Raw genomic sequence first — 23,457 nt, 5'->3', positions numbered from 1 at the left:
CCACCTGGCAGGGCAGCCAGACCCTGGCGTTGTGCTGACGCCACCGATCCTCCGCACCTGCGACAATCTGCCCATGCTCGCCAAACGCATCATCCCCTGCCTGGACGTGACCGGTGGTCGCGTCGTCAAAGGCGTGAATTTTCTCGAACTGCGCGACGCCGGTGACCCGGTGGAAATCGCCGCCCGCTACAACGAGCAGGGCGCCGACGAACTGACCTTCCTCGACATCACCGCCACCAGCGACGGCCGCGACCTGATCCTGCACATCATCGAGGCGGTGGCCTCACAGGTCTTCATTCCCCTCACCGTGGGGGGCGGTGTCCGCACCGTGGACGACGTGCGCCGCCTGCTCAACGCCGGGGCCGACAAGGTCAGCTTCAATTCCGCCGCCATCGCCCACCCGCAGGTCATCCGCGACGCCTCGGCCAAGTACGGCGCCCAGTGCATCGTGGTGGCCATCGACGCCAAGCGCCGCACGCCCGAGGACGAGCTGCGCCTGGGCGCCCACGGCCAGCCGTTGGGCCCGGGCTGGGACGTTTACAGCCACGGCGGGCGCAAGAACGTCGGCCTGGACGCGGTGGCCTGGGCCACCCAGATGGCCGAACACGGCGCCGGCGAAATCCTGCTGACCAGCATGGACCGCGACGGCACCAAGGCCGGCTTCGACCTGGCCCTGACGCGCGCGGTCAGCGACGCGGTGGGGGTGCCGGTGATCGCCTCCGGGGGCGTGGGCAACCTCGACCACCTGGCCGACGGCGTCCAGCAGGGCGGCGCCGACGCGGTGCTGGCCGCCAGCATCTTCCACTACGGGGAATACACCATCGCCCAGGCCAAGCAGCGCATGGCCGAGCGGGGCATCCCGGTCCGGCTGTGAGGGGCGGCACATGAACTGGCTCGACGATGTGAAATGGGACGCGCAAGGCCTGGTGCCGGTGATCGCGCAAGAAAACAGCACCGGCGACGTGCTGATGTTTGCCTGGATGAACCGCGAGGCGCTGCAGAAAACCGCCCAGCTGGGTCGTGCGGTGTACTTCAGCCGTTCGCGCGGCAAGCTCTGGTTCAAGGGCGAAGAATCCGGCCACGTGCAGACGGTCCACGACATCCGCCTGGACTGCGACAACGACGTGGTGCTGCTGAAGGTGACCCAGCAGGGCCACACGCCCGGCATCGCCTGCCACACCGGGCGCCACAGCTGTTTTTTCCAGCGTTACCAGGCCGACGGCCAGGGCGGCGCCTGGCACAGCGTGGAGCCGGTGCTCAAAGACCCCGAATCGATCTACAAGTGACCGCCATGAGCGCTGCCCGCGAACCCGTTTCCTCCACCGACACCCTGGACCGCCTGGCGGCCGTACTCGAGTCGCGCAAGCCCGCCCACGGCGGCGATCCCGAGAAAAGCTACGTGGCGCGCCTGCTGCACAAAGGCCCGGACGCCTTCCTGAAAAAAATCACCGAAGAGGCGGGCGAGGCGGTGATGGCCGCCAAGGACCTGCAGCACGGTCAGGGCACGGCCCAGGCGCTGGTGGGCGAGGTGGCCGACCTGTGGTTCCACAGCATGGTCGCGCTGGCCCACTTTGGCCTGAGCCCGGCCGATGTGGTGTCCGAGCTGGCCCGCCGCGAGGGCCTGAGCGGCCTGGAAGAAAAAGCCCTGCGCAAGGCCCTGGCGCGCGACGCCGGCGAGTAAGGCATGACCGACGACACCGAACGCTTGCGCCGCCTCAACACCGTGGGGCTGATCAGCTACCTGCTGCACCTGGTGGTCGCGGTGGGCGCTCTGATTCCCGGCGGCCAGTGGGGCCCGACATTGCTCGTCGTCGCGCTGATCCTGGACTTCGTCAAAAAAGACGACGCGGTGGGTAGCTGGCACGCCAGCCACTTCCGCTGGCGCATCCGCTCGGTATTGTTCGCGTTTCTGGCCTACCTGGTCACTTTTCCGCTGTGGCTGCTCTTCGTCATCCCCGGTTGGGTGGCGTGGCTGGTCATTTCGGCCTGGTTTTTGTACCGCATCGTCAAAGGCATGGTTCGCATGAACGCCGGCCAGCCCATGGAGTTTGCCCCGTGAGTCACGACCCGAACTGCATTTTCTGCAAGATCATTGCCGGCCAGATCCCCAGCCGCAAGGTGTACGAGGACGACGACCTGTTTGTCTTCCACGACATCCACCCCTGGGCGCCGGTGCATTTCCTCATGGTGCCCAAGCTGCACATCGCCTCCATGGCCCAACTGGGTCCCGAGCACGAGCGCTTGATGGGCAAGATCATGGTGCTGGCGCCGCAACTGGCGCTGGCCCAGGGCTGTAACCCCTACCCGGACGGCGGCTTCCGCATCGTCTGCAACACCGGCACCGAAGGCGGGCAGGAGGTGCACCACCTGCACGTCCACGTCATGGGCGGCCCGCGCCCCTGGCTCAAGGGCTGAACCGCCCCTTGTTTTTGACCGTCCCGTCACACATATCTGGGACAATCCCGGTCGTTGCGGGCGCTGAACCGCCCGCCCGACTTAGAATCCAACGCATACCCGGGGCACTGTTCCCCACACTGGAGTTTTGACATGGGTGCTTTTTCCGTCTGGCATTGGCTGATCGTCCTGCTGATCGTGGTCCTGGTGTTTGGCACCAAGAAGCTCAAGAACATCGGTTCCGACCTGGGCGGCGCGGTGAAGGGCTTCAAGGACGGCATGAAGGAAGGCGGCAACGCCGCGGCCGACGCCCCGGCCACCGCCCAGGTGGCCCAGGACAAACCGGCGGCCGAGAAAACGACCATCGACGTCGAGGCCAAGACCAAGGGCTGAGCCCCGCGGGCTTCTGTGGGGGCGTCCGCCCCCGTTTCTGATGCGTGCATGGAAAGAGCTGCATGATTGACTTGGGTATTTCCAAGCTGGCCCTGATCGGGGTCGTGGCTCTGGTGGTCATTGGTCCCGAAAAGCTGCCCAAAGTGGCGCGCACCGTCGGCACACTGCTGGGCAAGGCTCAGCGCTACGTGGCCGACGTCAAGGCCGAAGTCAACCGTTCGATGGAGCTCGAAGAGCTCAAGAAGATGAAGGATTCGGTGGAGTCGGCGGCGCGCAACGTCGAGTCGACCCTGCACGACACCGGGGCCGAGTTCGACCGGCAGTGGTCCGAGGCCACGGCCGGTCTGGAGTCCAGCGCCAGCGGCGGCTTCAACCCGGCCGATGCCGCCTCCATCGGCTCCCCGGTGTACCCCAGCTACAGGCACCCGAAAAAGAACTTCCGGCTCAAGCAAAAGGCGGTGCCGCAGTGGTTCAAGTCGCGCACCGGCGTCCGCACCCGGACCCAGTCGGGCGCCGCGCGCGTGGCCCGCTTTCGGCCCAAAACCAAACCGATGTAAACCCGAGCCATGTCCGACACCCCCGACAAGGCCGATGAACTGGCCGGCACCGAACAGCCTTTTGTCCAGCACCTGATCGAGCTGCGCGACCGCCTGCTCTACATCGTCGCCGGCATCGGCGTGTGCATGCTGCTGTTGGCCTTCTGGCCCGGCCCCAGCGGCCTGATCGACCTGATCGCGGTGCCCATCCGGGCCCACATGCCGCCCGACGTGAAGCTGATCGCGGTGGGCGTGTTCACGCCCTTCTTTGTGCCGCTCAAGGTCTTGATGATGGCCGGCCTGCTGCTGGCCTTGCCCTGGGTCATGTACCAGATCTGGGCCTTTGTGGCCCCCGGTCTGTACACCCACGAAAAGCATTTCGCGCTGCCGCTCATCATTTTTGGCAGCATCCTGGCTTACGTCGGGATCGCCTTCGTGCAGTTTTTCGTGCTGGACAAGATGTTCGGCTTCATCCAGGGCTTCACCCCCGAAAGCGTCAACGCCACGCCCGACATCGCTTCCTACGTCGAGGCCATCCTGTCGCTGTACCTCGCTTTTGGTCTCGCCTTCCAGGTGCCCATCGTGGTGATGCTGCTGGTGCGCTTTGGCATGGTTACGCCCGAGCAGCTCAAGGGCTTTCGTGGCTACTTCGTGGTGGTGGCCTTCATCATCGCGGCCGTCGTCACCCCGCCCGACGTGATTTCCCAACTGGCCCTGGCCATTCCCATGTGCCTGTTGTACGAACTGGGCATTGTGGGGTCGCGCTGGTTCGCCAAGGCCAGCCGCGCGCCCGAGGCCGACCCGGCCGAGTGAGCCGGGCACCGTCCCGGCTCAGCGCTCTCGCGGCGGCGGGTTGCGCCGGCTGGGGGTGACTTTCAGCACCTGGCGCCCTTCGCGCCGTTCCAGTTCGATGTCGGCCGGGCTGCCCGGGGGCAGGGCGGCCACCGCGCTCAACAGGCCGGGCACGTCCTTCACCGGGGTGCCGGCCACCCGCACCACCACATCGCCCGGGCGCAGGCCGGCGGCCGCCGCCGGGCCGTTCTGCAGCACCCCGGTGATGATCACCCCCTCGGTCTGCCCCACGCCAAAGTACTGGGCCAGCTCGGGCGTCAGGGCCTGCGGCTCCACCCCGATCCAGCCGCGCGTGACCGAGCCGTCGCGCACGATCGCCTCCAGCACGTCGCGTGCGGTGGAGGTGGGGATGGCGAAGCCGATGCCCATGGAGCCGCCCGAGCGCGAATAGATCGCGGTGTTGATGCCCATCAGGTGGCCGTTGACGTCCACCAGCGCCCCGCCCGAGTTGCCCGGGTTGATGGCCGCGTCGGTCTGGATGAAGTTCTCGAAGGTGTTGATGCCCAGCTGGCTGCGCCCGAGCGCGCTGACGATGCCGCTGGTCACGGTCTGGCCCACGCCAAAGGGGTTACCGATGGCCAGCACCACGTCCCCCACGCGCAGCTGCTCGGAATCGCCCAGCACCACCACCGGCAGTTGCGGCAGTTCGATCTTCAGGATGGCCAGGTCGGTTTCCGGGTCGGTGCCGACCGTGCGGGCGCGGGCGCCGCGGCCGTCACTGAGCTGCACCTGGATCTCGTCCGCCTCCTCGACCACGTGGTTGTTGGTCAGGATGTAGCCCTCGGGGCTGACGATGACGCCGGAACCCAGCCCGGTTTGCGGCTGCGGGCTGGCCTGCTGGTCGCCAAAGAAGAAGCGGAACCACGGGTCTTCGGCGTGCGGGTTGCGCGCCGGTGCCTTGCTGGTGCTGATGCTGACCACCGCCGGCGCGGCGGTCTGGGCGGCGCTGCTGTAGCTGCTGGCCTGCACGGCCGGGCTGCGTTCGGTCTCGCCGGCCTCGAACACCGGCACGATGCGGGTGAGCACCGGCCGCTGATTGAGCCACTGCGGCTTGAGGGTGGCGACGACGAACCATGCCGCCAGCAGCACGGTGATGGATTGGGAAAACAGCAGCCAGTAGCGTTTCATGGGGGCTTAGCCTGTGATGCGTGCAAGGCTTGATGTGGGTCAAGTCGGCCCGGGTGCATCCGGGGTCAAATCCGGGGCGATTCAGACACAAAAAGAGCGGAGTGCACCATGAAAGCGATTGTGGACCTTTTTTCCACCGACTACGGCCTGCTGAGCCTCGCCGTGCTCCTGTTCATCCCTTTCATGGCGTGGTGGTTCTACCGTTTCTTCGCTCGCAAGATGGAAGAGTCCGAGCGCGCCCAGCAGCAGCGCCGGTCTTGAGCCGGGTGGCGCCGGCCGGCGCCCGGCGGTGAGACAATGGCCAGGCCCCTTGCCGACGCCTTGCCGTTCACCGCCATGACCGTACCCCCCCAAGCTTCCCGCCCCGGCGAACCGCCGGCCGGTTGCAGCCGCGACGCGCTGCGCTCCGCCCTGGACACCCTGCTCGAACCCGCACGCTTCAAGGACTACGGCCCCAACGGCCTGCAGGTCGAGGGCCGCGAGCGGGTGCGCCACCTGGTCAGCGGCGTCACCGCCAGCCGCGCCCTGATCGAGGCCGCCATCGCCGACGGGGCCGACGCCATCCTGGTCCACCACGGCCTGTTCTGGCGCGGCCAGAGCGGCTGTGTCACCGGCTGGATGAAGCAGCGCCTGGCGCTGCTGCTGCAGCACGACATCAGCCTGTTCGCCTACCACCTGCCGCTGGACGCCCACCCCACGCTGGGCAACAACGCCCAGCTGGCGCAGCGCCTGGGCCTGGCGCCGCTGCCCGGCGGCTGGGGCCGCTTCGGGGACCAGGACCTCGGCCTGCTCGGCGTGCCGCCGGTGGACACCGCGGCCGCGCTGGCCACCCATGTGCAGGCGGTGCTGGGCCGGCCCGTGACCCTGCTCGACACGGCCCAGCGCCCATTGCGCCGCGTGGCCTGGTGCAGCGGCGGGGCGCAGGGCTATTTCGAGGCGGCCATCGCCGCCGGCGCCGATGCCTTCCTCACCGGTGAGATTTCCGAACCCCAGGCCCATTACGCGCGCGAATGTGGCGTCGCCTACCTGGCCTGTGGCCACCACGCCACCGAGCGCTACGGCGCGCCCGCGGTGGCGGCGGCCGTGGCGCTGTCGCTGGGCCTGAGCCACCGCTTCATCGACGTGGACAACCCCGCATGAGCACGCACCGCCCCCTGGCCCTGACCATGGGCGACCCGGCCGGCATCGGCCCGGAGATCGTCACCCAGGTGTTCCGGCTGCGCCCCGACTGGTCGCGCGACTGCGTGGTGGTGGGCGAGCTGGCCACCTTGCGCCGCGCCGCCGCGGCCACCGGCGGCCTGCTGCCCGTGGCGGTGGTGGAGCGGCCGGCCGACGTCGCCACCCTGCCCCCGGGTTGCCTGCCGCTGTGGCCCACCGCCGCGCTGCCGGCCCCGGTGCCGTGGGGCCAGGTCGGTGCGCTGGCCGGTCGCGCGGCGGCCGACGCCATCGAGCGCGCCGCCCAGGCGGCCCTGCGCGGCGACGTCGCGGCCTTGGTCACCGCGCCCATCCACAAGGAGGCGCTGGCCGCCGCCGGCGTGGACCACCCCGGCCACACCGAGTACCTGCAGGCCCTGGCCGCGGCCCACCTGGGGCGCACGCCGGCCGAGCTGCCGGTGCGCATGATGCTGTCCAACGACGAACTGCGCACGGTGCTGGTCAGCATCCACGTTTCGCTGCGCGAGGCGATCGAGCGCGTCACCCCCGCGCGGGTGCTGGAAACGCTGCAGATCACCGACCGCCATTTCCGCCAGCGCGGCGCTGGGCGGCGCTGCCGCATCGCGGTGGCCGGGCTGAACCCGCACGCGGGCGAGGGCGGCCTGTTCGGGCGCGAGGAAATCGAGGCCATCGCCCCGGCCGTGGCCCAGGCCCGCGCCGAAGGCATCGACGCGCACGGCCCCTACGCCCCGGACACCGTGTTCATGCGCGCCCGCGAAGGCGCGTTTGACGTGGTCATCGCCATGTACCACGACCAGGGGCTGATCCCGGTCAAGTACCTGGGGCTGGCGCACGGGGTCAACACCACGCTGGGGCTGCCCTTTGTGCGCACCAGCCCGGACCACGGCACCGCCTTCGACCTGGCCGGCACCGGCCGCGCCGATCCGAGCAGCCTGATCGCCGCCATCGAAGCCGCGCGCCAGGCCCAGGCCTGAGCCCCGGCCGTAAGGTTGGGTTGTCACGATCAATTACAATGGGCTGTTGACCCGAGTGCCGTCCTGCATTCGACACGGTCCCGCAAGTGTGTAGTCCCGTCACTGAAAGATCCCCATGAGCGAAGCCACCGTAGACAACGGCCGCCGCACCTGGCTCATCACCTCCGCTGCCATGGGTGGCGTGGGTGCAGCCGCCGTCGCCGTTCCCTTTGTCAGTTCGTTTGCGCCGTCCGAGCGCGCCAAAGCCGCCGGTGCCGCCGTCGAGTTCGACGTGTCCAAGCTGCAACCCGGTGAAAAGGCCGTGGTGGAGTGGCGTGGCAAGCCGGTGTGGGTGATGCGCCGCACGCCGGAACAACTCGCCGCCCTGGAAAAGCTCGACGCTCAGCTGGCCGACCCGGACTCCGCACGCCAGGCCTACCCGACCCCCGAATACGCCAAGAACCGCCACCGCTCGATCAAGCCCGAGTACCTGGTGGCCGTCGGCATCTGCACCCACCTGGGCTGTTCGCCCGGGGACAAGTTCACCCCCGGTCCGCAGCCGTCGCTGCCGGACGACTGGGCCGGCGGCTTCCTGTGCGCCTGCCACGGCTCCACCTTCGACATGGCCGGCCGCGTGTTCAAGAACAAGCCCGCCCCCGACAACCTGGAAATCCCGCCGCACTACTACGTGTCTGACACGGTGTTGCTCATCGGCGAAGAGCCCAAGGCCTGACCGGCGTAACGAGGACCATCATGGCTGAATTCAAGGAAGTCTCTCCGAGCGCCCCCGCGGGCGAAAAACTGCTGAACTGGGTGGACAACCGCTTCCCCCTGTCCAAGCTGTACAAGGAACACCTGTCCGAGTACTACGCGCCGAAAAACTTCAACTTCTGGTATTTCTTCGGCTCGCTGGCGCTGCTGGTGCTGGTGATCCAGATCGTGACCGGCATCTTCCTGGTCATGCACTACAAGCCCGACGCCTCGCTGAACGCGGCCGGCGTGCCGGTGGCCTTCGCGTCCGTCGAATACATCATGCGCGACGTGTCCTGGGGCTGGCTGATCCGCTACATGCACTCCACCGGCGCCTCGGCGTTCTTCGTGGTGGTGTACCTGCACATGTACCGTGGCCTGATCTACGGTTCCTACCGCAAACCGCGCGAGCTGGTGTGGGTCTTCGGCTGCGCCATCTTCCTGGTGCTGATGGCCGAAGCCTTCATGGGTTACCTGCTGCCGTGGGGCCAAATGTCCTACTGGGGCGCCCAAGTGATCGTCAACCTGTTCTCGGCCATTCCGCTGATCGGGCCCGACCTGGCGCTGCTGATCCGCGGCGACTTCGTGGTCGGTGACGCCACCCTGAACCGTTTCTTCAGCTTCCACGTGATCGCCGTGCCGCTGGTCCTGCTGGGCCTGGTGGTGGCGCACATCATCGCGCTGCACGAAGTGGGTTCCAACAACCCCGACGGCGTGGAAATCAAGGCCAACAAGGACGAAAACGGCATCCCGCGCGACGGCATCCCGTTCCACCCCTACTACTCGGTGCACGACATCCTGGGGGTCAGCGTGTTCCTGATGGTGTTCTCCGCCATCGTGTTCTTCGCGCCCGAGTTCGGTGGCTACTTCCTCGAGTACAACAACTTCATCCCGGCCGACCCGCTGGTGACCCCGCTGCACATCGCTCCGGTGTGGTACTTCACCCCGTTCTACTCCATGCTGCGCGCCATCACCGCCGAGATGATGTACGTGCTGGTGGCCTGCGTGGTGCTGGGCGCCGTGCTGGGTGTGACCAAGGCCAAGCTGGCCGGTGCCTTCAAGGGCGCCATCGTGGTCGGTGCCGTGGTCGTGGCCGCGCTGATGCTGTCCATCGACGCCAAGTTCTGGGGCGTGGTCGCCATGGGCGGCGCCGTGGTGATCCTGTTCTTCCTGCCCTGGTTGGACAACTCCCCGGTCAAGTCCATCCGCTACCGCCCGAGCTGGCAGCTGTACCTGTACGGCATTTTCGTGATCAACTTCCTGATCCTGGGTTACCTGGGGGTGCTGCCGCCGTCGCCGATCGGCGAGCGGGTGTCGCAGGTGGGCACGCTGTTCTACTTCGGTTTCTTCCTGCTGATGCCGTGGTGGAGCCGCATTGGCGAAGCCAAGCCGGTTCCCAGCCGCGTGACCTTCACGCCCCACTGAGCCCCAACGCCCACCGGAGAAACACATGAAAAAATGGATTGCTGGCTGCCTGGTGGCCCTGGGCCTGGCGACGAACGCCTTCGCCGCCGGCGGCGGGTTCCCCCTGGAAAAAGCCCCGAACCTGACCAACGACCTGTCGGCGCTGCAAAACGGCGCCAAGATCTTCGTCAACCACTGCCTGAGCTGCCACTCGGCCTCCTTCGTGCGCTACAACCGCATGACCGAGCTCGGCCTGACCGAAAAGCAGATCAAGGAAAACCTGATGTTCACCACCGAAAAGGTGGGTGACCTGATGATCTCCGCGATCAACCCGGCCCAGGCCAAGCAGTGGTTCGGTGCCAACCCGCCGGACCTGACGCTGGTGGCCCGTTCGCGTGCCAGCGCCGGCCACACCGGGGCCGACTACCTGTACACCCTGCTGCGCACCTACTACCGCGACGAGACCAAGCCCACCGGCTGGAACAACCTGGCCTTCCCCAACATCGGCATGCCCAACCCCCTGTGGGAACTGCAGGGCGAGCGCAAGCCGGTGATGGAAACCGTCAGCAGCCACGGCCACGAGGTGCAGGTGCTGCGCGGCTGGGAGCAGGTCAAGCCGGGCACGATGACGCAAGCCGAGTACGACCGCAACGTCGCCGAACTGGTGGCCTTCATGCAGTGGATGGCCGAGCCGGCACACAACGACCGCGTTCGCCTGGGCATTTGGGTGCTGATCTTCCTGGGCGTCTTCACCATCGTCGCGTGGCGTCTGAACGCCGCCTTCTGGAAAGACATCAAGTAAGCCCCCCGTCTGGCCCCCTTGCCGGGGCCGGTCCGACACAGTGGAATTGCCGGGGTCTCCGCGGCAACCCACTGTTTTTGTTTTGAGACTGAAGGAACAACGTCCATGATGGTTCTGTACTCGGGCACCACCTGCCCTTATTCGCACCGCTGCCGTTTCGTGCTGTTCGAAAAAGGCATGGACTTCGAGATCCGCGACGTGGACCTCTACAACAAGCCCGAAGACATCGCGGTGATGAACCCCTACGGGCAGGTGCCGATTCTGGTCGAGCGCGACCTGATCCTGTACGAGTCCAACATCATCAACGAGTACATCGACGAGCGCTTCCCGCACCCGCAGCTGATGCCCGGCGACCCGGTGGACCGCGCCCGCGTGCGCCTGTTCCTGCTGAACTTTGAAAAAGAGCTGTTCACCCACGTGTCGGTGCTGGAGTCGCGCACCGCCAAGGGCGCCGACAAGGCCGTGGACAAGGCCAAGAGCCACATCCGCGACCGCCTGACCCAGCTCGCCCCGGTGTTCCTGAAGAACAAGTACATGCTCGGCGACAACTTCTCGATGCTGGACGTGGCCATTGCCCCGCTGCTGTGGCGCCTGGACCACTACGGCATCGAGCTGAGCAAGAACGCCGCGCCGCTGCTGAAGTACGCCGAACGCATCTTCTCGCGCCCGGCCTACATCGAGGCGCTGACGCCCTCTGAAAAGGTGATGCGCAAGTAAGCGCCGGGCCCGCCATGGACCGCGACGACATCCCCTCGACCCGCCCCTACCTGATCCGTGCCTTGCACGAGTGGTGCACCGACAACGGCTACACGCCCTACCTGGCCGTGGCGGTGGACGCTTCGGTGCAGGTGCCGCGCGAGTTCGTCAAGGACAACGAGATCGTGCTCAACACCAGCCTGGAGGCGACCAGCCAACTCCAGCTGGACAACGATTTCGTCTCGTTCAAGGCCCGTTTTGGCGGGGTGCCGCGCGAGGTGGTGGTGCCGGTGGACCACGTGGTGGCCATCTACGCCCGTGAGAACGGACAGGGCATGGCCTTCCCGCCGCCCAAGCCGTTGAGCGAGGCCGAGGCCGGTGTCCAGCGGCTGCAGGTGGTGCCGGCACCGGGGGCCGACGTGGCCGCGGACCGACCCGAAGGCGGGGATGAGCCGCCGCCCGCCGCGCCCGCGGGCGGCCGGCCGGCGCTCAAGCGGGTGAAGTAGAATCGGTCGCACGCCGCCTTAGCTCAGTTGGTAGAGCACCCGCCTTGTAAGCGGTAGGTCGTCAGTTCGAATCCGACAGGCGGCACCAGACACCACGCCTTTCCGGCCCCGGCCCGAAAGGCGTCGTCGTTTTTGGGGTGGCCATTGGCGGGCGGTGCCGCGGTCAGCGGCCGCGCGCCGCCTGCACTTTGATTCGAAGCTGGGGCACGCCCAGGTTGGCCTGGCGCAGGGCCGCCATCAGCGCCGGGGTGAGCTGCTTGAGCTTGCTGCCCACCGCCGGGTTGCCCACCAGCAGGCACCAGCCGTTGTCGTCCACCGGGCCGGCCTGCACCTGCGCCCGCAGGCCGGGCGGCAACAGGGGGCGGATGGTCTGCAGCATCTGCTGCGAGCGGCGCACGCGCTCGGCCACCTGGGCCAGAACGGGCGAAGCGGTGACGGCCTGTTGCAAGCTGAACATGCGGGAATTATCGGGCTTGGCCGCCACCTGTGCAGGCCAGCCGGGGCTGGCCCGGATGCACCCCGCTAAAATGGCCGATTACGGCGAAAGCGCCGCACACGGCTGGGCGGATCCCCAGCAAGTTCAGAAAGACACCCACGGCCATGGCGCGCCGAGTGCGCGCGGTGGCGTTGTTCGTATGGCCATCCAATTCCTGACCAAAATTTTCGGCAGTCGCAACGACCGCCTGCTCAAGACCTACCGCAAGACGGTGGCCCGCATCAACGGGATGGAGGCGCAGTTCGAGAAGCTGTCGGACGAGCAGCTGCAGGCCAAGACCGCCGAGTTCCAGCAGCGCGTGGCCAACGGCGAAACGCTGGACGCGCTGCTGCCCGAGGCCTTTGCCACGGTGCGCGAGGCGTCCAAGCGGGTGATGAAGATGCGCCACTTCGACGTGCAGCTGATCGGCGGCATCGCGCTGCACAGCGGCAAGGTGGCCGAGATGCGCACCGGGGAGGGCAAGACCCTGACCGCCACGCTGCCGGTGTACCTGAACGCGCTGACGGGCAAGGGCGTGCACGTGGTCACGGTCAACGATTACCTGGCCAGCCGCGACGCGCAGTGGATGGCCCGCCTCTACAACTGGCTGGGGCTGAGCGTGGGCATCAACCTGCCGCAGATGCCGCGCCAGGAGAAGCAGGCCGCCTACGCCGCCGACATCACCTACGGCACCAACAACGAGTACGGCTTCGACTACCTGCGCGACAACATGGTGTACGAGGCGGCCGACCGGGTGCAGCGCGGCCTGCACTACGCCATCGTGGACGAGGTGGACTCCATCCTGATCGACGAGGCGCGCACGCCGCTGATCATCAGCGGCCAGGCCGAGGACCACACCGCGATGTACCAGGCCATCCACCGGCTGGTGCCGCAGCTGGTGCGCCAGGAGGGCGAGGAAGACCCGCGCACGGGCGAGGGCGTGACCCGCCCGGGCGACTTCACCGTGGACGAAAAAGCCCACCAGATCCACCTGACCGAGCAGGGCCACGAGCACGCCGAGGCGCTGATGGCCCAGGCCGGTCTGCTGGCCGAGGGCGCGTCGCTGTACGACCCGTCCAACATCGTGCTGATGCACCAGCTGGTGACCGCGCTCAAGGCGCAGCACCTGTACCACCGCGACCAGCACTACGTGGTGCAGAACGGCGAAATCGTCATCGTGGACGAATTCACCGGCCGCTTGATGGCCGGGCGCCGCTGGAGCGACGGCCTGCACCAGGCGGTGGAGGCCAAGGAGGGCGTGGCGATCCAGCCGGAAAACCAGACGCTGGCGTCCATCACCTTCCAGAACTACTTCCGGCTGTACGGCAAGCTGTCCGGCATGACCGGCACGGCCGACACCGAGGCCTACGAGTTCCAGGAAATCTACGGCCTGGAGACGGTGGTGATCCCGCCCAACCGCCCCAGCAAGCGCGACGACCAGCTCGACCGCGTGTACAAGACCACGCCCGAGAAGTACAAGGCGGCGATCCAGGACATCCGCGAGTGCCACGAGCGCGGCCAGCCGGTGCTGGTGGGCACCTCGTCGATCGAGAACTCGGAAATCATCGCCGAGCTGCTGAAGCAGGAGAAGCTGCCGCACGAGGTGCTCAACGCCAAGCAGCACGCGCGCGAGGCCGACATCATCCTGCAGGCTGGGCGGCCGGGGGCGATCACCATCGCCACCAACATGGCCGGCCGCGGCACCGACATCGTGCTGGGCGGCAACCTGGAGAAGATGGTCGCGGCGATCGAGGCCGACCCGGCCCTGGACGAGGCGGCGAAGGCGGAAAAGATCGCCGCGGCGCGGGCGCAGTGGCAGCAGGACCACGAGCAGGTCAAGGCGCTGGGCGGGCTGCGCATCATCGCCACCGAACGGCACGAGAGCCGCCGCATCGACAACCAGCTGCGCGGCCGCGCCGGCCGCCAGGGCGACCCGGGTTCCAGCCGTTTCTACCTGAGCCTGGACGACCAGCTCATGCGCATTTTCGCGGGCGACCGGGTGCGCGCCATCATGGACCGCCTGAAGATGCCCGAGGGCGAGGCGATCGAGGCCGGCATGGTCACGCGCAGCATCGAGAGCGCGCAGCGCAAGGTCGAGGCGCGCAACTTCGACATCCGCAAGCAGTTGCTGGAGTACGACGACGTGTCGAACGACCAGCGCAAGGTGATTTACCAGCAGCGCAACGACATCATCGACGCGCAGGAACTGGCCGCCCAGATCGCCGGCCTGCGCGAGGGCTGCATGACCGAGCTGGTGCGCCAGTTCGTGCCCGCCGACAGCGTGGAAGAGCAGTGGGACCTGCCAGGCCTGGAAAAGGTGCTGGCCGAGGAGTGGGGCCTGACGCTGAACCTGGCCCAGGCCGTGGAAGGCGCCAGCGAGATCACCGACGACGACATCCTGGCCCAGGTGGTGGCCGCCGCCCACGCCGCTTACGAGGCCAAAGTGGCCCAGGTGGGCCGCGAGCATTTCACCAGCTTCGAGCGGGTGGTGCTGCTGCAGAACATCGACAGCCACTGGCGCGACCACCTGAGCGCGCTGGACTACCTGCGCCAGGGCATCCACCTGCGCGGTTATGCCCAGAAACAGCCCAAGCAGGAGTACAAGCGCGAGGCGTTCCAGCTCTTCGGCCAGTTGCTGGACATGGTGCGCAACGAGGTGACGCGTATCCTGATGAACGTCAAGGTGCAGTCGCCCGAGCAGGTGAGCAGCGCCGCCGAGCAGATGGAAGCGCAGGCGGAGCACCTGAGCCACGTGACCTACACCGCGCCCACCGAAACCGGCGAGGCCGAAACCACCGCCGACCGGGGCCTGCTGGGCGGCGCCGCGGCCGAAGCGGCCGCACTGCCGCGCGTGGGCCGCAACGACCCCTGCCCCTGCGGCAGCGGCAAGAAGTACAAGCAGTGTCACGGCAAGCTCTCCTGAGCGTGCCACACTGCCCCTGTTGTTGAACATCCACCGGAGTCAGCCATGGCTGTGAACTGGACCGCCCCGGCGGCGGAAACCCTGTTGCCCGTGCCGGGCGTGTCGATCGGCGTGGCCGAAGCGGGCGTGCGCAAGGCCCACCGCAAGGACCTGACCGTGTTTTTGCTGGACGAGGGCGCGGCCGTGGGCGGCGTGTTCACCCAGAACCGCTACTGCGCGGCGCCGGTGCAGGTGTGCCGCGACCACCTGGCCGCGGGCCAACCGGTGCGCGCCATGGTCATCAACACCGGCAATGCGAACGCCGGCACCGGCGCGCCAGGGCTGGCCAACGCCCGCGCCACCTGTGAGGCCCTGGCCCGGCACCTGAACGTGGCGCCCGGGCAGGTCCTGCCGTTTTCCACCGGCGTGATCATGGAGCCGCTGCCGGTGGAGCGCATCGTGGCCGGCTTGCCCGCCGCGCTGGCCGACGCCTGCGCCGAGAACTGGCTGAAGGCCGCCGAAGGCATCATGACCACCGACACCGTGGCCAAGGCCGCGAGCCGGCAGGTGAAGATCGGCGGGCAGACGGTGACCGTGACCGGCATTGCCAAGGGCGCCGGCATGATCCGCCCCAACATGGCGACCATGCTGGGCTTTGTGGCCACCGATGCGAACGTGGCGCCGGGCCTGCTGAATGCGCTGGCGAAGAATTTGGCCGATGTATCCTTCAACCGGGTGACGGTGGACGGCGACACCTCCACCAACGACTCTTTCGTGGTGGTGGCCACGCGCCGTGCGGCGCACGCCGAAATCACCGACCTGAGCAGTGCCGAAGGCCAGGCCTTGCAGGCCGCCATGGCCGAGGTGGCGCAGACGCTGGCCCACGCCATCGTGCGCGACGGCGAGGGCGCGACCAAGTTCATTGCCGTGCGCGTGGAAGGCGGCCAGACGACCGACGAATGCCTGAAGGTGGCCTACGCCATCGCCCATTCGCCGCTGGTGAAAACCGCGTTCTTCGCCAGCGACCCGAACCTGGGCCGCATCCTGGCGGCGGTGGGCTACGCTGGGATTGCCGACCTGGACCAGAACAAGATCGAATTGCATCTGGACGACGTGCACGTGGTGACGCAGGGCGGCCGCCACCCCGCCTACCGCGAGGAAGACGGCGCCCGCGTGATGGCGCAAACCGAAATCACCATCCGCGTGGGCCTGAACCGGGGCACCGTGGCCGACACGGTGTGGACCTGTGATTTCAGCCACGACTACGTGACCATCAACGCCGATTACCGCTCCTGAGCCCCCCATCAAGCCCGCCGATGAACGACGCCTTTGAACGCCTGCTGCAACGCGCCGAATCGCTGATGGCGCGCTGGGAATCGGTGCTGCCGCAGCCGCTGGGGGCGCCCGACTGGGCCGCCTCGGTGGCGTTCCGCTACCGCAAGCGCGGCGGTCACGGTGTGCTGGAACCGGTGAAGCACGTGGCCGCCCTGGCGCTGGCCGACCTGCAGGAAATCGACGACCAGAAGGACAAGATCCAGCGCAACACGGCCCATTTTGTGCAGGGCCTGCCGGCCAACAACGTGCTGCTGACCGGCGCGCGCGGCACCGGCAAGAGCTCGCTGATCAAGGCCTGCCTGAACGCCTACGCGGCCCAGGGCCTGCGCCTGATCGAGGTGGACAAGGCCGACCTGGTGGACCTGCCCGACATCGTGGACGTGGTGGCCGACCGGCCCGAGAAGTTCATCGTGTTTTGCGACGACCTGAGCTTTGAGGACGGCGAGCCCGGCTACAAGGCGCTCAAGTCCATTCTGGACGGTTCGGTGGCCGCAGCCACGCCCAATGTGCTGATTTACGCGACCAGCAACCGGCGCCACCTGCTGCCGGAGTACATGAAGGAGAACCTGTCTTACACCCACACCGCCGACGGCGAGGTGCACCCGGGCGAGGCGGTGGAGGAGAAAATCTCCCTGTCCGAACGGTTCGGCCTGTGGGTGAGCTTTTACCCCTTCAGCCAGGACGAGTACCTGAGCGTGGCCTACCAGTGGCTGGGCCACCACGGTGTGCCCGAGGCGGAGTTCGAGCAGGCCCGGCCCCAGGCCCTGGTGTGGGCGCTGGAGCGCGGCTCGCGCAGCGGACGCGTGGCCTACCAGTTCGCTCGGTATTACGCCGGCGAGCGGGCAAGCCAGGCCTCGGGCCGCTGAGGGCGTGGCATGACGGCACCCTCTGCAGCCTCTGCCGCACTGGTGGCCGACGGTGACCGGCCGCGCGAGGGCGGCCTGGACCGACCCGTGACCGAGGTCGCGGTGGGTGTGCTCATCGATGCCCAGGGGCGTTTCCTGCTGACCAGCCGGCCCCCGGGCAAGGTGTACGAAGGCTACTGGGAATTCCCGGGTGGCAAGGTGGAGCCGGGCGAAACCGTGGCCGAGGCCTTGCGGCGCGAACTGCAGGAAGAAATCGGCGTGACGGTGGGCGCGGTGCACCCGTGGCGCGAGAAGCTGGTGGACTACCCCCACGCGCTGGTGCGGCTGAACTTCTGCCAGGTGTTCGACTGGAGCGGCGAGTTGCAGATGCACGAGGGCCAGCAATACGCCTGGCAGACCCTGCCGGTGGACGTGGCGCCGGTGTTGCCGGGCACGGTGCCGGTGCTGGAGTGGCTGGCCGAGGCCAGCGGTTCAGCGGCCTGAGCCTGCCCCGTTTTTTGGTCCCGGTGCCCAAGCTGGGCGTGTGGCGAGGTCAGTGCTTCCAATCGGCGTCCGGACCCGCCGGGTCCAGCGGCGGGCTGGTGGGCACCCGGAAATCTTCGGCGGCCCAGGCGCCCAGGTCGATTTGCTTGCAGCGTTCGCCACAGAACGGCCGGTAGCGGTTGCTGGGGGCGTACAGGCTGGGGCCGCCACAGCGCGGGCAGGTGACCGTCTGGGGGGCAAAGGTGGGGGCGTGGTCGGCGGACATGGCCAAAAATGGAGTCGGGTCGCGCCTCAGGCGCACAGGGTCACTTCCAGCTCGGCCTGTTGGTCGGCAGCGAGTTGGAGCTTGCCGTCCTCGCCGCGCTGCAGCAACCGCACCGAAAACAGCAGGCGGTTGCCGCTGATTTCGGGCACGAGCTGGCGCGCCGGGTCGATCCAGACGCGCAACAGCTGGAAGGTGCGGCCTTGCGGTAGGTTCTGCTGGTACTGGCCGCCCACGGCCATCACCTTTTGTGGCGCGCCGCCTTCGCGCAACAGCCCCAGCAGCAGCTGCACGGGCTGGGCCAGCGCGGCCAGTTCCTGCGACCAGGCGGCGAGTTCTTGTTGCCGTTGCTCGGGTGGGCGGTGCTGCCAGTCGTGGTAGGCCGGCAGGTCGAATTCGCAGGTGCCCCCAGGGATGGAGATGCGGCTGCGGATGGCCATCAGCCATTCGTTCTCGCCCAGGCCGTGGCCGACGCGGCCGGCGTCGTCGTGCAGCGCGTTGAAGCAGGCGTCGATGCGGGCGATGAACTGGTCCAGTGCCGCCTCGGAAATGGCCGGGTTGCCACGGTAGCCGTTGTAGACCTGCTTGAGCCGGTCGAGGTCTTTGAGGATCTCGGACTTGAGGTCAGAGCGGGCGCCCACGTCCATGATCTCGAACAGCGTCTGGATGGCGAAGTGGTGGTCCAGCGGGTGCGTGCGCGACACCAGCGTGTGCAGGCGGCGGAACAGGTGTTCCAGGCGCAGGTAGGTGCGGATGCGTTCGTTGAACGGGTATTCGTAGAGGATCACCGTTTCATCATAGCCCGAATCTTTGTCGCATCGCCGCATAGGCGGTGCGCACGCGTGTGTCCAGTTGTGCCAGGGTGGCCTGGTCGTTGTCGATCACGGTGTCGGCCACGGCCAGGCGCTGGGTGCGGCTGGCCTGGGCGGCCAGCACGGCGAGCACCTGTTCGCGCGGCCAGCCGTTGCGCCGCATGACGCGTTCCACCTGGGTCTCGGGCAGGCAGTCCACCACCCAGACGGTGTCCACCCGCTCGCGCCACTGGGGCGACTCGACCAGCAGCGGCAGGTCCAGCACCACGCAGTCGCCCGGCGCGGTGGCGGCCTGGCGGTCGATCTCGGCGCGCACCAGCGGGTGGACGATGGCTTCGAGCCGCTGCTTGGCCTCGGGGTCGCTGAAGACCCGGGCGCGCATGCGGTCGCGGTCCAGCGCGCCGTCGGGGCCAATGGCGTCGGGGCCGAACGCGGCGCGCAGCGGGGCGATGGCCGCGCCGCCGGCGGCGGTGCTGGCGCGGGCGATGGCGTCGGCGTCCACCACGCTGGCCCCCAGCCCCCGCAGCAGGCCGGCCACGGTGCTTTTGCCGCTGCCGATGCCGCCGGTCAGGCCCAGCCGCAACGGCCGGCGGGCGGGCGGGGGGGCGGCGTTCACAGCCCCACCCACTGCAGCAGCGCCTGCGGGCTGAACACCAGCGCGCTCAGCCCCGCCAGGGCCAGGAAGGGCCCGAAGGGAATGTAGCCGCCCTCGCGCAGTCCACTGGTGAACTTCATGCCCAGGCCGACGACCGCGCCGATGACCGAGGCCATCAGGATCATGGGGACCAGCGCCTGCCAGCCGAACCAGGCGCCCAGCGCGGCGAACAGCTTGAAGTCGCCGTGGCCCATGCCCTCCTTGCCGGTGAGCAGCTTGAAGCCCCAGTACACCGCCCACAGCGACAGGTAGCCGCCGACCGCGCCCCAAAGCGCGTCGGGCAGCGCCACGCCGCTCCAGCCCCAGGCGGCCACGATGAGGCCGGCCCAGACCAGCGGCAGGGTGATGTCGTCGGGCAGCAGGGTGGTGTCCCAGTCGATGAAGGCCAGCGCGATGACGGCGGCGACGAAACCGAACCAGGCCAGCGTGGCCCAGGCCACGCCGTGGGCGGCGAACACCCAAGCGAACAGGGCGCCGGTGAGCAGTTCCACCAGCGGGTAGCGCAGGCCGATGGACACGCCGCAGGCGTGGCAGCGGCCGCGCAGCAGCAGGTAGCTGACGACCGGCACGTTCTGGTGCCAAGCGATGCCGACGCCACACGAATGGCAGCGCGAGCGCGGGTGCATCAGGTTCAGCGGCGGGTGTTCGGGCGCGGGCTGGCCGGTGAATTCGGCGCACTCGGCGGCCCATTGCCGCTCCATCATTTGCGGCAGTCGGTGGATGACCACGTTGAGGAAGCTGCCGACGAGCAGGCCCAGCAGGCCGGCGATGGCAATGCCCAGGGGGCTGGCAAGGAGTTCCATGGGGGGCGAAAGGTGGGGTCTAGGGGTGGGGCCAGTGGGCAGTGTAAACAGGTTGACGGCGCGCCGGCGCCCGCCGCGTTACAGTGGCGCCATGACCCCGCCCCTGCCGCCCGAGCGCCTGTTGCGCCACCTGTTCGATGCCGCCGTGGCCTCGGCCCAGCCGGCGCGGTGCGTGCCGCCCCACCTGCCCACGCCGGCTGAGTTGGGCCGCGGCCGGCTGGTGGTGATCGGGGCCGGCAAGGCCTCGGCCGCCATGGCGCAGGCGGTGGAGCGGCACTGGGCCGGCGATCCGCAACGTTTGAGCGGGCTGGTGGTGACGCGCCATGGCTACGCCGTGCCGTGCGAACGCATCGAGATCGTGGAGGCGGCCCACCCGGTGCCCGACGCCGCCGGCCTGCAGGCGGCGCAACGGCTGTTGCAGCTGGTGCAGGGCCTGAGCCCTGACGACGTGGTGTTGTGCCTGGTCTCGGGCGGCGGCTCGGCGCTGCTGCCCCTGCCGCTGCCAGGGCTGACGCTGGCGCACAAACAGGCGGTGAACCGCGCGCTGCTGGCCAGTGGCGCCACCATCACCGACATGAATGTGGTGCGGCGCCACCTGTCGGCGGTCAAGGGCGGACGGCTGGCGGCGGCCTGTCACCCGGCGCGGGTCATCACCCTGCTGCTGTCGGACGTGCCGGGCGACCACCCGATCGACATCGCCTCCGGCCCCACGGTGGCCGACCCGACCACCTGCGCCGACGCGCTGGCCGTGGTGCGGCGCTACGGCATCGAGCTGCCGGAACCGGTGCGCGCGGTGCTGGAGAGCGGCCGGGGCGAGTCGGTCAAGCCGGGTGACCCACGGCTGGCGCGGTCCGAGGTGCGCCTGGTGGCCACGCCGCAGTTGGCGCTGGAGGCGGCCGCGCGGGTGGCGCGCGACGCCGGCTACGCGGTGCACATCCTGGGCGACGCACTGGAGGGCGAGGCGCGCGACGTGGGCAAGGTGCTGGGTGGCATGGCCTTGCAGGTGGCCGGCCGGGGCCAGCCCTTCACGGCGCCGTGTGTGCTGCTGTCGGGCGGTGAGACCACGGTGACGGTGCGCGGCCAGGGCCGGGGCGGGCGCAACGTCGAATGCCTGCTGTCCTTCGCCATCGCCACGGGCGGCCACCCGCAGATCCACGCGCTGATGGCCGACACCGACGGCGTTGATGGACAGGAGGACATCGCTGGCGCGGTGGTGGGCCCGGACACGCTGGCGCGGGCCTGGGCGCAGGGCCTGCGGCCCCTGGATCAGCTGGCGGACAACAACGGCCACGGTTTTTTCGAAGCGCTGGGTGCGTCGGTGGTGACCGGGCCGACGCGCACCAACGTCAACGACTTCCGTGCGGTGCTGATCGAGGCGCCGCGCTGAAGCGCCGGCTCAGGCCGTCAGCATCCCGCGCCGCTCGATGAAGCGGACCACCTCGTCCAGCCCGGCCTGGGTTTTCAGGTTGGTCATGGTCCAGGGGCGGCGCTCGGGGTCGGGGCGCATGCGGGCGGTGTCGGCGGCCATCACCTCCAGGTTGGCGCCCACGTGCGGGGCCAGGTCGGTCTTGTTGATGACGAAGAGGTCGCTTTTGGTGATGCCGGGGCCGCCCTTGCGCGGGATTTTTTCGCCGGCGGCCACGTCGATGACGTAGATGGTCAGGTCCGACAGTTCCGGGCTGAAGGTGGCGGCCAGGTTGTCGCCGCCGGATTCCACGAACACCACGTCGGCGTTCGGGAACTCGGCCAGCATGCGGTCGATGGCTTCGAGGTTGATGGAGCAGTCCTCGCGGATGGCGGTGTGGGGGCAGCCGCCGGTTTCCACGCCCAGGATGCGCTCGGGCGGCAGCGCGCCGCTGACGGTGAGCAGGCGCTGGTCTTCCTTGGTGTAGATGTCGTTGGTGATGGCGACCAGGTCGTAGCGCTCGCGCATGGTTTTGCAGAGCATTTCGAGCAGGGTGGTTTTGCCGGAGCCGACGGGGCCGCCGATGCCGACGCGCAGCGGGGGCAGGACCTTGGTGCGGCCGGGGATGTGGTGCAAGGCAGGGGCATTCATGAGCGGAACAGGCGGGAGTACTGGGTTTCGTGGCGGGCCGACAGGATGGCCAGCAGGGGGGCGAAGGATTGCCGCGTGGCGTCGGTGACGGCCAGCGCGGCGTCGATGGCGGCGGGCAGTTCGCGGCACAGGCGCGCGACGGTGCGCTGGCCGGCGCTCTGGCCCAGCGGCACCGATTTGATGGCGGCCTGCACCAGGTTTTCGGCCCAGGCAAAGCCGGCGGCCAGCAGGGCGTCGCGCACCGGGGTGCTGGCCGGCAGTTGCTGCGACAGGGCCAGCGCGTAGGCCACCGGGTAGGTGGGTTGGCGCAGGTCGGTGGGGATGCGGTCGAGGTCGAGGCTGGGGTCTTGCAGCGACTTCATCCACTCCATCAGCGAGCGGCCCATCTGCTCGGTTTGCAGGCGCAGTTCGGCCGTTTCGCGGGTCTGGCGCACCCAGCCGTCCAGCGCTTGCAGGCGGGCCCAGTCGCGCTGGCGCCAGGCGGGCAGGGCCCGGGCGATCACCGGCAGGTCGGCCCGCGCTTGCGACAGCCAGAGTTGGCCGGCAATCCAGTCGCTGGCGCTGGCCTCGTCGTGGACCAGGCCGCTGTGGACGGCCGCCTCCAACCCTTCCGAGTAGGAAAACCCGCCGATGGGCAGGGTGGGGGAGGCCAGCCAGAGCAGCGCGAGCAGCGGCGCGTCAGTCACCGTGGGCCGGGTCGTGCCCGTGGTGGTGGTCGTGTGGGTGGTGGACGTGGCGCCCATCGTGGGCATGGGCATGGCCGTGCCCAGCGTGGCCGCCTGGGCTGCCATGGGCGCCCGCGTCGCCGTAGGCGCCGGCTTCGGGCTCGAACGGCTCGCGCACTTCATTGACGATCAGGTGCATCTGGCGCAGCATGTCGGCCAGCACGTGGTCGGGCTCGATCTTGAGGTGGTCGGGTTGCAGCTCGATGGGCACGTGCCGGTTGCCCAGGTGGTAGGCGGCGCGGATCAGATCGAAGGGCGTGCCGTAGGCGCTGCAGTGGGTGATGCGCAGCACCGTTTGTGGCGCGGCCACCACCTTGAGCAGGGAGCCGTCGTGGGTGAGCAGCGCGTCGCCCCCGCGCACCACGGTGCCGCGCGGCAGGAAGACGCCGATGCGCCGGCCCTGGGAGTCGACGCAGTCGAAGCGGCTTTTCTGGCGCTGGTCCCAGTCCAGCGTGACGCTGGCCGCCCGGTTCAGCAGCACCGGGGCCAGGCC

The 23,457-nt window shown here is 68.6% G+C and carries 30 protein-coding genes and 1 tRNA gene; 22 read left to right on the top strand and 9 right to left on the bottom strand.

The features are described 5' to 3' along the window. The first annotated feature begins 73 nt into the window (after positions 1 to 73). The 8 genes from hisF (at position 74) to tatC (ending at position 4,136) form a co-directional block, all read left to right on the top strand. Positions 74 to 874, top strand: a complete 801-nt coding sequence (gene hisF, locus HA630_RS03685) for an imidazole glycerol phosphate synthase subunit HisF (RefSeq protein ID WP_166832416.1) — start codon at positions 74 to 76, stop codon at positions 872 to 874. A 10-nt stretch (positions 875 to 884) separates the two neighbouring features. Further along, positions 885 to 1,286: a phosphoribosyl-AMP cyclohydrolase gene (hisI, locus tag HA630_RS03680; protein WP_166832414.1), complete on the top strand. Its 402-nt coding sequence runs from the start codon at positions 885 to 887 to the stop codon at positions 1,284 to 1,286. Between the two features lie 5 nt (positions 1,287 to 1,291). Continuing rightward, positions 1,292 to 1,681: a phosphoribosyl-ATP diphosphatase gene (locus HA630_RS03675; RefSeq protein ID WP_166832412.1), complete on the top strand. Its 390-nt coding sequence runs from the start codon at positions 1,292 to 1,294 to the stop codon at positions 1,679 to 1,681. Positions 1,682 to 1,684: 3 nt separating this feature from the next. Beyond that, positions 1,685 to 2,059, top strand: a complete 375-nt coding sequence (locus HA630_RS03670) for a hypothetical protein (protein ID WP_166832410.1) — start codon at positions 1,685 to 1,687, stop codon at positions 2,057 to 2,059. After that, positions 2,056 to 2,415 (top strand): histidine triad nucleotide-binding protein, encoded by a 360-nt coding sequence (locus tag HA630_RS03665; protein WP_166832408.1) that lies wholly within the window; start codon positions 2,056 to 2,058, stop codon positions 2,413 to 2,415. The genes HA630_RS03670 and HA630_RS03665 overlap by 4 nt, the downstream gene beginning before the upstream one ends. 132 nt (positions 2,416 to 2,547) lie before the next feature. Further along, positions 2,548 to 2,787 (top strand): Sec-independent protein translocase subunit TatA, encoded by a 240-nt coding sequence (tatA, locus tag HA630_RS03660; RefSeq protein ID WP_166832406.1) that lies wholly within the window; start codon positions 2,548 to 2,550, stop codon positions 2,785 to 2,787. A 62-nt stretch (positions 2,788 to 2,849) separates the two neighbouring features. Further along, positions 2,850 to 3,344, top strand: coding sequence for a Sec-independent protein translocase protein TatB (gene tatB, locus HA630_RS03655; protein WP_166832404.1), 495 nt, complete (start codon positions 2,850 to 2,852; stop codon positions 3,342 to 3,344). Positions 3,345 to 3,353: 9 nt separating this feature from the next. Beyond that, positions 3,354 to 4,136, top strand: coding sequence for a twin-arginine translocase subunit TatC (gene tatC / locus HA630_RS03650; RefSeq protein WP_166832402.1), 783 nt, complete (start codon positions 3,354 to 3,356; stop codon positions 4,134 to 4,136). A gap of 18 nt (positions 4,137 to 4,154) precedes the next feature. On the opposite strand, the gene HA630_RS03645 is transcribed toward tatC, so the two are convergent. Beyond that, complete coding sequence (locus HA630_RS03645) at positions 4,155 to 5,303, bottom strand: trypsin-like peptidase domain-containing protein (protein WP_166832400.1); 1,149 nt, start codon at positions 5,301 to 5,303, stop codon at positions 4,155 to 4,157. A 108-nt stretch (positions 5,304 to 5,411) separates the two neighbouring features. Between HA630_RS03645 and HA630_RS03640 the strand changes: the two genes are divergently transcribed. From HA630_RS03640 to HA630_RS03600, 9 genes are all read left to right on the top strand, one after another. Then, positions 5,412 to 5,564, top strand: a complete 153-nt coding sequence (locus HA630_RS03640; protein ID WP_166832399.1) for a DUF3149 domain-containing protein — start codon at positions 5,412 to 5,414, stop codon at positions 5,562 to 5,564. 75 nt (positions 5,565 to 5,639) lie between these two features. Continuing rightward, positions 5,640 to 6,443 (top strand): Nif3-like dinuclear metal center hexameric protein, encoded by an 804-nt coding sequence (locus tag HA630_RS03635; RefSeq protein ID WP_166832398.1) that lies wholly within the window; start codon positions 5,640 to 5,642, stop codon positions 6,441 to 6,443. Further along, complete coding sequence (pdxA, locus tag HA630_RS03630) at positions 6,440 to 7,453, top strand: 4-hydroxythreonine-4-phosphate dehydrogenase PdxA (RefSeq protein ID WP_166832396.1); 1,014 nt, start codon at positions 6,440 to 6,442, stop codon at positions 7,451 to 7,453. The genes HA630_RS03635 and pdxA overlap by 4 nt, the downstream gene beginning before the upstream one ends. A gap of 115 nt (positions 7,454 to 7,568) precedes the next feature. Next, on the top strand, positions 7,569 to 8,165 hold the full coding sequence (gene petA / locus HA630_RS03625) for a ubiquinol-cytochrome c reductase iron-sulfur subunit (protein ID WP_166832394.1): 597 nt from the start codon (positions 7,569 to 7,571) through the stop codon (positions 8,163 to 8,165). Between the two features lie 17 nt (positions 8,166 to 8,182). Then, on the top strand, positions 8,183 to 9,607 hold the full coding sequence (locus HA630_RS03620) for a cytochrome bc complex cytochrome b subunit (protein ID WP_166832420.1): 1,425 nt from the start codon (positions 8,183 to 8,185) through the stop codon (positions 9,605 to 9,607). 25 nt (positions 9,608 to 9,632) lie between these two features. Further along, positions 9,633 to 10,388: a cytochrome c1 gene (locus tag HA630_RS03615; RefSeq protein ID WP_166832392.1), complete on the top strand. Its 756-nt coding sequence runs from the start codon at positions 9,633 to 9,635 to the stop codon at positions 10,386 to 10,388. Between the two features lie 105 nt (positions 10,389 to 10,493). Next, a complete protein-coding gene (locus HA630_RS03610; protein WP_166832390.1) occupies positions 10,494 to 11,105 on the top strand; it encodes a glutathione S-transferase N-terminal domain-containing protein in 612 nt (203 codons plus the stop codon). Between the two features lie 14 nt (positions 11,106 to 11,119). Then, positions 11,120 to 11,590, top strand: a complete 471-nt coding sequence (locus HA630_RS03605; RefSeq protein ID WP_166832388.1) for a ClpXP protease specificity-enhancing factor — start codon at positions 11,120 to 11,122, stop codon at positions 11,588 to 11,590. A gap of 12 nt (positions 11,591 to 11,602) precedes the next feature. Then, positions 11,603 to 11,678, top strand: a tRNA-Thr gene (locus HA630_RS03600). Between the two features lie 75 nt (positions 11,679 to 11,753). On the opposite strand, the gene HA630_RS03595 is transcribed toward HA630_RS03600, so the two are convergent. Next, positions 11,754 to 12,047, bottom strand: a complete 294-nt coding sequence (locus tag HA630_RS03595) for a hypothetical protein (protein ID WP_166832386.1) — start codon at positions 12,045 to 12,047, stop codon at positions 11,754 to 11,756. A gap of 178 nt (positions 12,048 to 12,225) precedes the next feature. Between HA630_RS03595 and secA the strand changes: the two genes are divergently transcribed. Genes secA through HA630_RS03575 form a run of 4 tightly spaced genes read left to right on the top strand, consistent with a single transcriptional unit; the run spans position 12,226 to position 17,651 of the window. After that, entirely contained in the window at positions 12,226 to 14,988 is a 2,763-nt protein-coding gene (gene secA, locus HA630_RS03590) for a preprotein translocase subunit SecA (protein ID WP_166832384.1), read from the top strand. Positions 14,989 to 15,033: 45 nt separating this feature from the next. Beyond that, entirely contained in the window at positions 15,034 to 16,263 is a 1,230-nt protein-coding gene (gene argJ / locus HA630_RS03585) for a bifunctional glutamate N-acetyltransferase/amino-acid acetyltransferase ArgJ (RefSeq protein ID WP_166832382.1), read from the top strand. Between the two features lie 20 nt (positions 16,264 to 16,283). Beyond that, a complete protein-coding gene (locus HA630_RS03580) occupies positions 16,284 to 17,168 on the top strand; it encodes an ATP-binding protein (RefSeq protein ID WP_166832380.1) in 885 nt (294 codons plus the stop codon). A 9-nt stretch (positions 17,169 to 17,177) separates the two neighbouring features. After that, complete coding sequence (locus HA630_RS03575; protein WP_166832379.1) at positions 17,178 to 17,651, top strand: NUDIX domain-containing protein; 474 nt, start codon at positions 17,178 to 17,180, stop codon at positions 17,649 to 17,651. Between the two features lie 49 nt (positions 17,652 to 17,700). Here the strand turns inward: HA630_RS03575 and HA630_RS03570 are convergent, their stop codons facing one another. Genes HA630_RS03570 through HA630_RS03555 form a run of 4 tightly spaced genes read right to left on the bottom strand, consistent with a single transcriptional unit; the run spans position 17,701 to position 20,183 of the window. Further along, positions 17,701 to 17,916 carry a DNA gyrase inhibitor YacG gene (locus HA630_RS03570; RefSeq protein ID WP_166832378.1) on the bottom strand — a complete coding sequence of 72 codons (216 nt, stop codon included), beginning with the start codon at positions 17,914 to 17,916 and terminating at the stop codon, positions 17,701 to 17,703. A 26-nt stretch (positions 17,917 to 17,942) separates the two neighbouring features. After that, positions 17,943 to 18,701 (bottom strand): cell division protein ZapD, encoded by a 759-nt coding sequence (zapD, locus tag HA630_RS03565; RefSeq protein ID WP_166832377.1) that lies wholly within the window; start codon positions 18,699 to 18,701, stop codon positions 17,943 to 17,945. Positions 18,702 to 18,708: 7 nt separating this feature from the next. Further along, positions 18,709 to 19,341, bottom strand: coding sequence for a dephospho-CoA kinase (coaE, locus tag HA630_RS03560; protein WP_166832376.1), 633 nt, complete (start codon positions 19,339 to 19,341; stop codon positions 18,709 to 18,711). Continuing rightward, entirely contained in the window at positions 19,338 to 20,183 is an 846-nt protein-coding gene (locus tag HA630_RS03555; protein ID WP_166832375.1) for an A24 family peptidase, read from the bottom strand. The genes coaE and HA630_RS03555 overlap by 4 nt, the downstream gene beginning before the upstream one ends. A 91-nt stretch (positions 20,184 to 20,274) precedes the next feature. Between HA630_RS03555 and HA630_RS03550 the strand changes: the two genes are divergently transcribed. Beyond that, positions 20,275 to 21,570 carry a glycerate kinase gene (locus HA630_RS03550; RefSeq protein ID WP_166832374.1) on the top strand — a complete coding sequence of 432 codons (1,296 nt, stop codon included), beginning with the start codon at positions 20,275 to 20,277 and terminating at the stop codon, positions 21,568 to 21,570. Between the two features lie 9 nt (positions 21,571 to 21,579). Here HA630_RS03550 and ureG read toward each other — a convergent pair whose 3' ends face one another. The 3 genes from ureG to ureE all read right to left on the bottom strand — a co-directional run. Beyond that, positions 21,580 to 22,239, bottom strand: a complete 660-nt coding sequence (gene ureG / locus HA630_RS03545; RefSeq protein ID WP_166832373.1) for an urease accessory protein UreG — start codon at positions 22,237 to 22,239, stop codon at positions 21,580 to 21,582. Further along, a complete protein-coding gene (locus HA630_RS03540) occupies positions 22,236 to 22,991 on the bottom strand; it encodes an urease accessory protein UreF (protein WP_166832418.1) in 756 nt (251 codons plus the stop codon). Before HA630_RS03540 ends, ureG begins: the two co-directional genes overlap by 4 nt. Further along, positions 22,918 to 23,457: urease accessory protein UreE (gene ureE, locus HA630_RS03535; RefSeq protein WP_166832372.1), on the bottom strand; the 540-nt coding region annotated here is incomplete at its 5' end. The genes ureE and HA630_RS03540, both read right to left, overlap by 74 nt.

The organism is Aquabacterium sp. A08, from assembly GCF_011742065.1.
Note: the sequence above shows the minus strand (reverse complement) of the source record. Positions and strands in the feature narration are given on the sequence as shown.

What these genes read in the sequence shown, in the direction of transcription:
- ureG (WP_166832373.1), bottom strand. Translation starts at nt 22,239, where the DNA reads ATGAATGCCCCTGCCTTGCACCACATCCCCGGCCGCACCAAGGTCCTG.
- HA630_RS03605 (WP_166832388.1), top strand. Translation starts at nt 11,120, where the DNA reads ATGGACCGCGACGACATCCCCTCGACCCGCCCCTACCTGATCCGTGCC.
- HA630_RS03540 (WP_166832418.1), bottom strand. Translation starts at nt 22,991, where the DNA reads ATGCCCACGATGGGCGCCACGTCCACCACCCACACGACCACCACCACG.
- HA630_RS03610 (WP_166832390.1), top strand. Translation starts at nt 10,494, where the DNA reads ATGATGGTTCTGTACTCGGGCACCACCTGCCCTTATTCGCACCGCTGC.
- pdxA (WP_166832396.1), top strand. Translation starts at nt 6,440, where the DNA reads ATGAGCACGCACCGCCCCCTGGCCCTGACCATGGGCGACCCGGCCGGC.
- HA630_RS03645 (WP_166832400.1), bottom strand. Translation starts at nt 5,303, where the DNA reads ATGAAACGCTACTGGCTGCTGTTTTCCCAATCCATCACCGTGCTGCTG.
- HA630_RS03675 (WP_166832412.1), top strand. Translation starts at nt 1,292, where the DNA reads ATGAGCGCTGCCCGCGAACCCGTTTCCTCCACCGACACCCTGGACCGC.
- secA (WP_166832384.1), top strand. Translation starts at nt 12,226, where the DNA reads ATGGCCATCCAATTCCTGACCAAAATTTTCGGCAGTCGCAACGACCGC.
- HA630_RS03670 (WP_166832410.1), top strand. Translation starts at nt 1,685, where the DNA reads ATGACCGACGACACCGAACGCTTGCGCCGCCTCAACACCGTGGGGCTG.
- argJ (WP_166832382.1), top strand. Translation starts at nt 15,034, where the DNA reads ATGGCTGTGAACTGGACCGCCCCGGCGGCGGAAACCCTGTTGCCCGTG.
- HA630_RS03580 (WP_166832380.1), top strand. Translation starts at nt 16,284, where the DNA reads ATGAACGACGCCTTTGAACGCCTGCTGCAACGCGCCGAATCGCTGATG.
- HA630_RS03615 (WP_166832392.1), top strand. Translation starts at nt 9,633, where the DNA reads ATGAAAAAATGGATTGCTGGCTGCCTGGTGGCCCTGGGCCTGGCGACG.
- HA630_RS03575 (WP_166832379.1), top strand. Translation starts at nt 17,178, where the DNA reads ATGACGGCACCCTCTGCAGCCTCTGCCGCACTGGTGGCCGACGGTGAC.
- tatA (WP_166832406.1), top strand. Translation starts at nt 2,548, where the DNA reads ATGGGTGCTTTTTCCGTCTGGCATTGGCTGATCGTCCTGCTGATCGTG.
- HA630_RS03595 (WP_166832386.1), bottom strand. Translation starts at nt 12,047, where the DNA reads ATGTTCAGCTTGCAACAGGCCGTCACCGCTTCGCCCGTTCTGGCCCAG.
- tatC (WP_166832402.1), top strand. Translation starts at nt 3,354, where the DNA reads ATGTCCGACACCCCCGACAAGGCCGATGAACTGGCCGGCACCGAACAG.
- HA630_RS03640 (WP_166832399.1), top strand. Translation starts at nt 5,412, where the DNA reads ATGAAAGCGATTGTGGACCTTTTTTCCACCGACTACGGCCTGCTGAGC.
- hisF (WP_166832416.1), top strand. Translation starts at nt 74, where the DNA reads ATGCTCGCCAAACGCATCATCCCCTGCCTGGACGTGACCGGTGGTCGC.
- hisI (WP_166832414.1), top strand. Translation starts at nt 885, where the DNA reads ATGAACTGGCTCGACGATGTGAAATGGGACGCGCAAGGCCTGGTGCCG.
- HA630_RS03635 (WP_166832398.1), top strand. Translation starts at nt 5,640, where the DNA reads ATGACCGTACCCCCCCAAGCTTCCCGCCCCGGCGAACCGCCGGCCGGT.
- tatB (WP_166832404.1), top strand. Translation starts at nt 2,850, where the DNA reads ATGATTGACTTGGGTATTTCCAAGCTGGCCCTGATCGGGGTCGTGGCT.
- HA630_RS03555 (WP_166832375.1), bottom strand. Translation starts at nt 20,183, where the DNA reads ATGGAACTCCTTGCCAGCCCCCTGGGCATTGCCATCGCCGGCCTGCTG.
- HA630_RS03550 (WP_166832374.1), top strand. Translation starts at nt 20,275, where the DNA reads ATGACCCCGCCCCTGCCGCCCGAGCGCCTGTTGCGCCACCTGTTCGAT.
- HA630_RS03570 (WP_166832378.1), bottom strand. Translation starts at nt 17,916, where the DNA reads ATGTCCGCCGACCACGCCCCCACCTTTGCCCCCCAGACGGTCACCTGC.
- petA (WP_166832394.1), top strand. Translation starts at nt 7,569, where the DNA reads ATGAGCGAAGCCACCGTAGACAACGGCCGCCGCACCTGGCTCATCACC.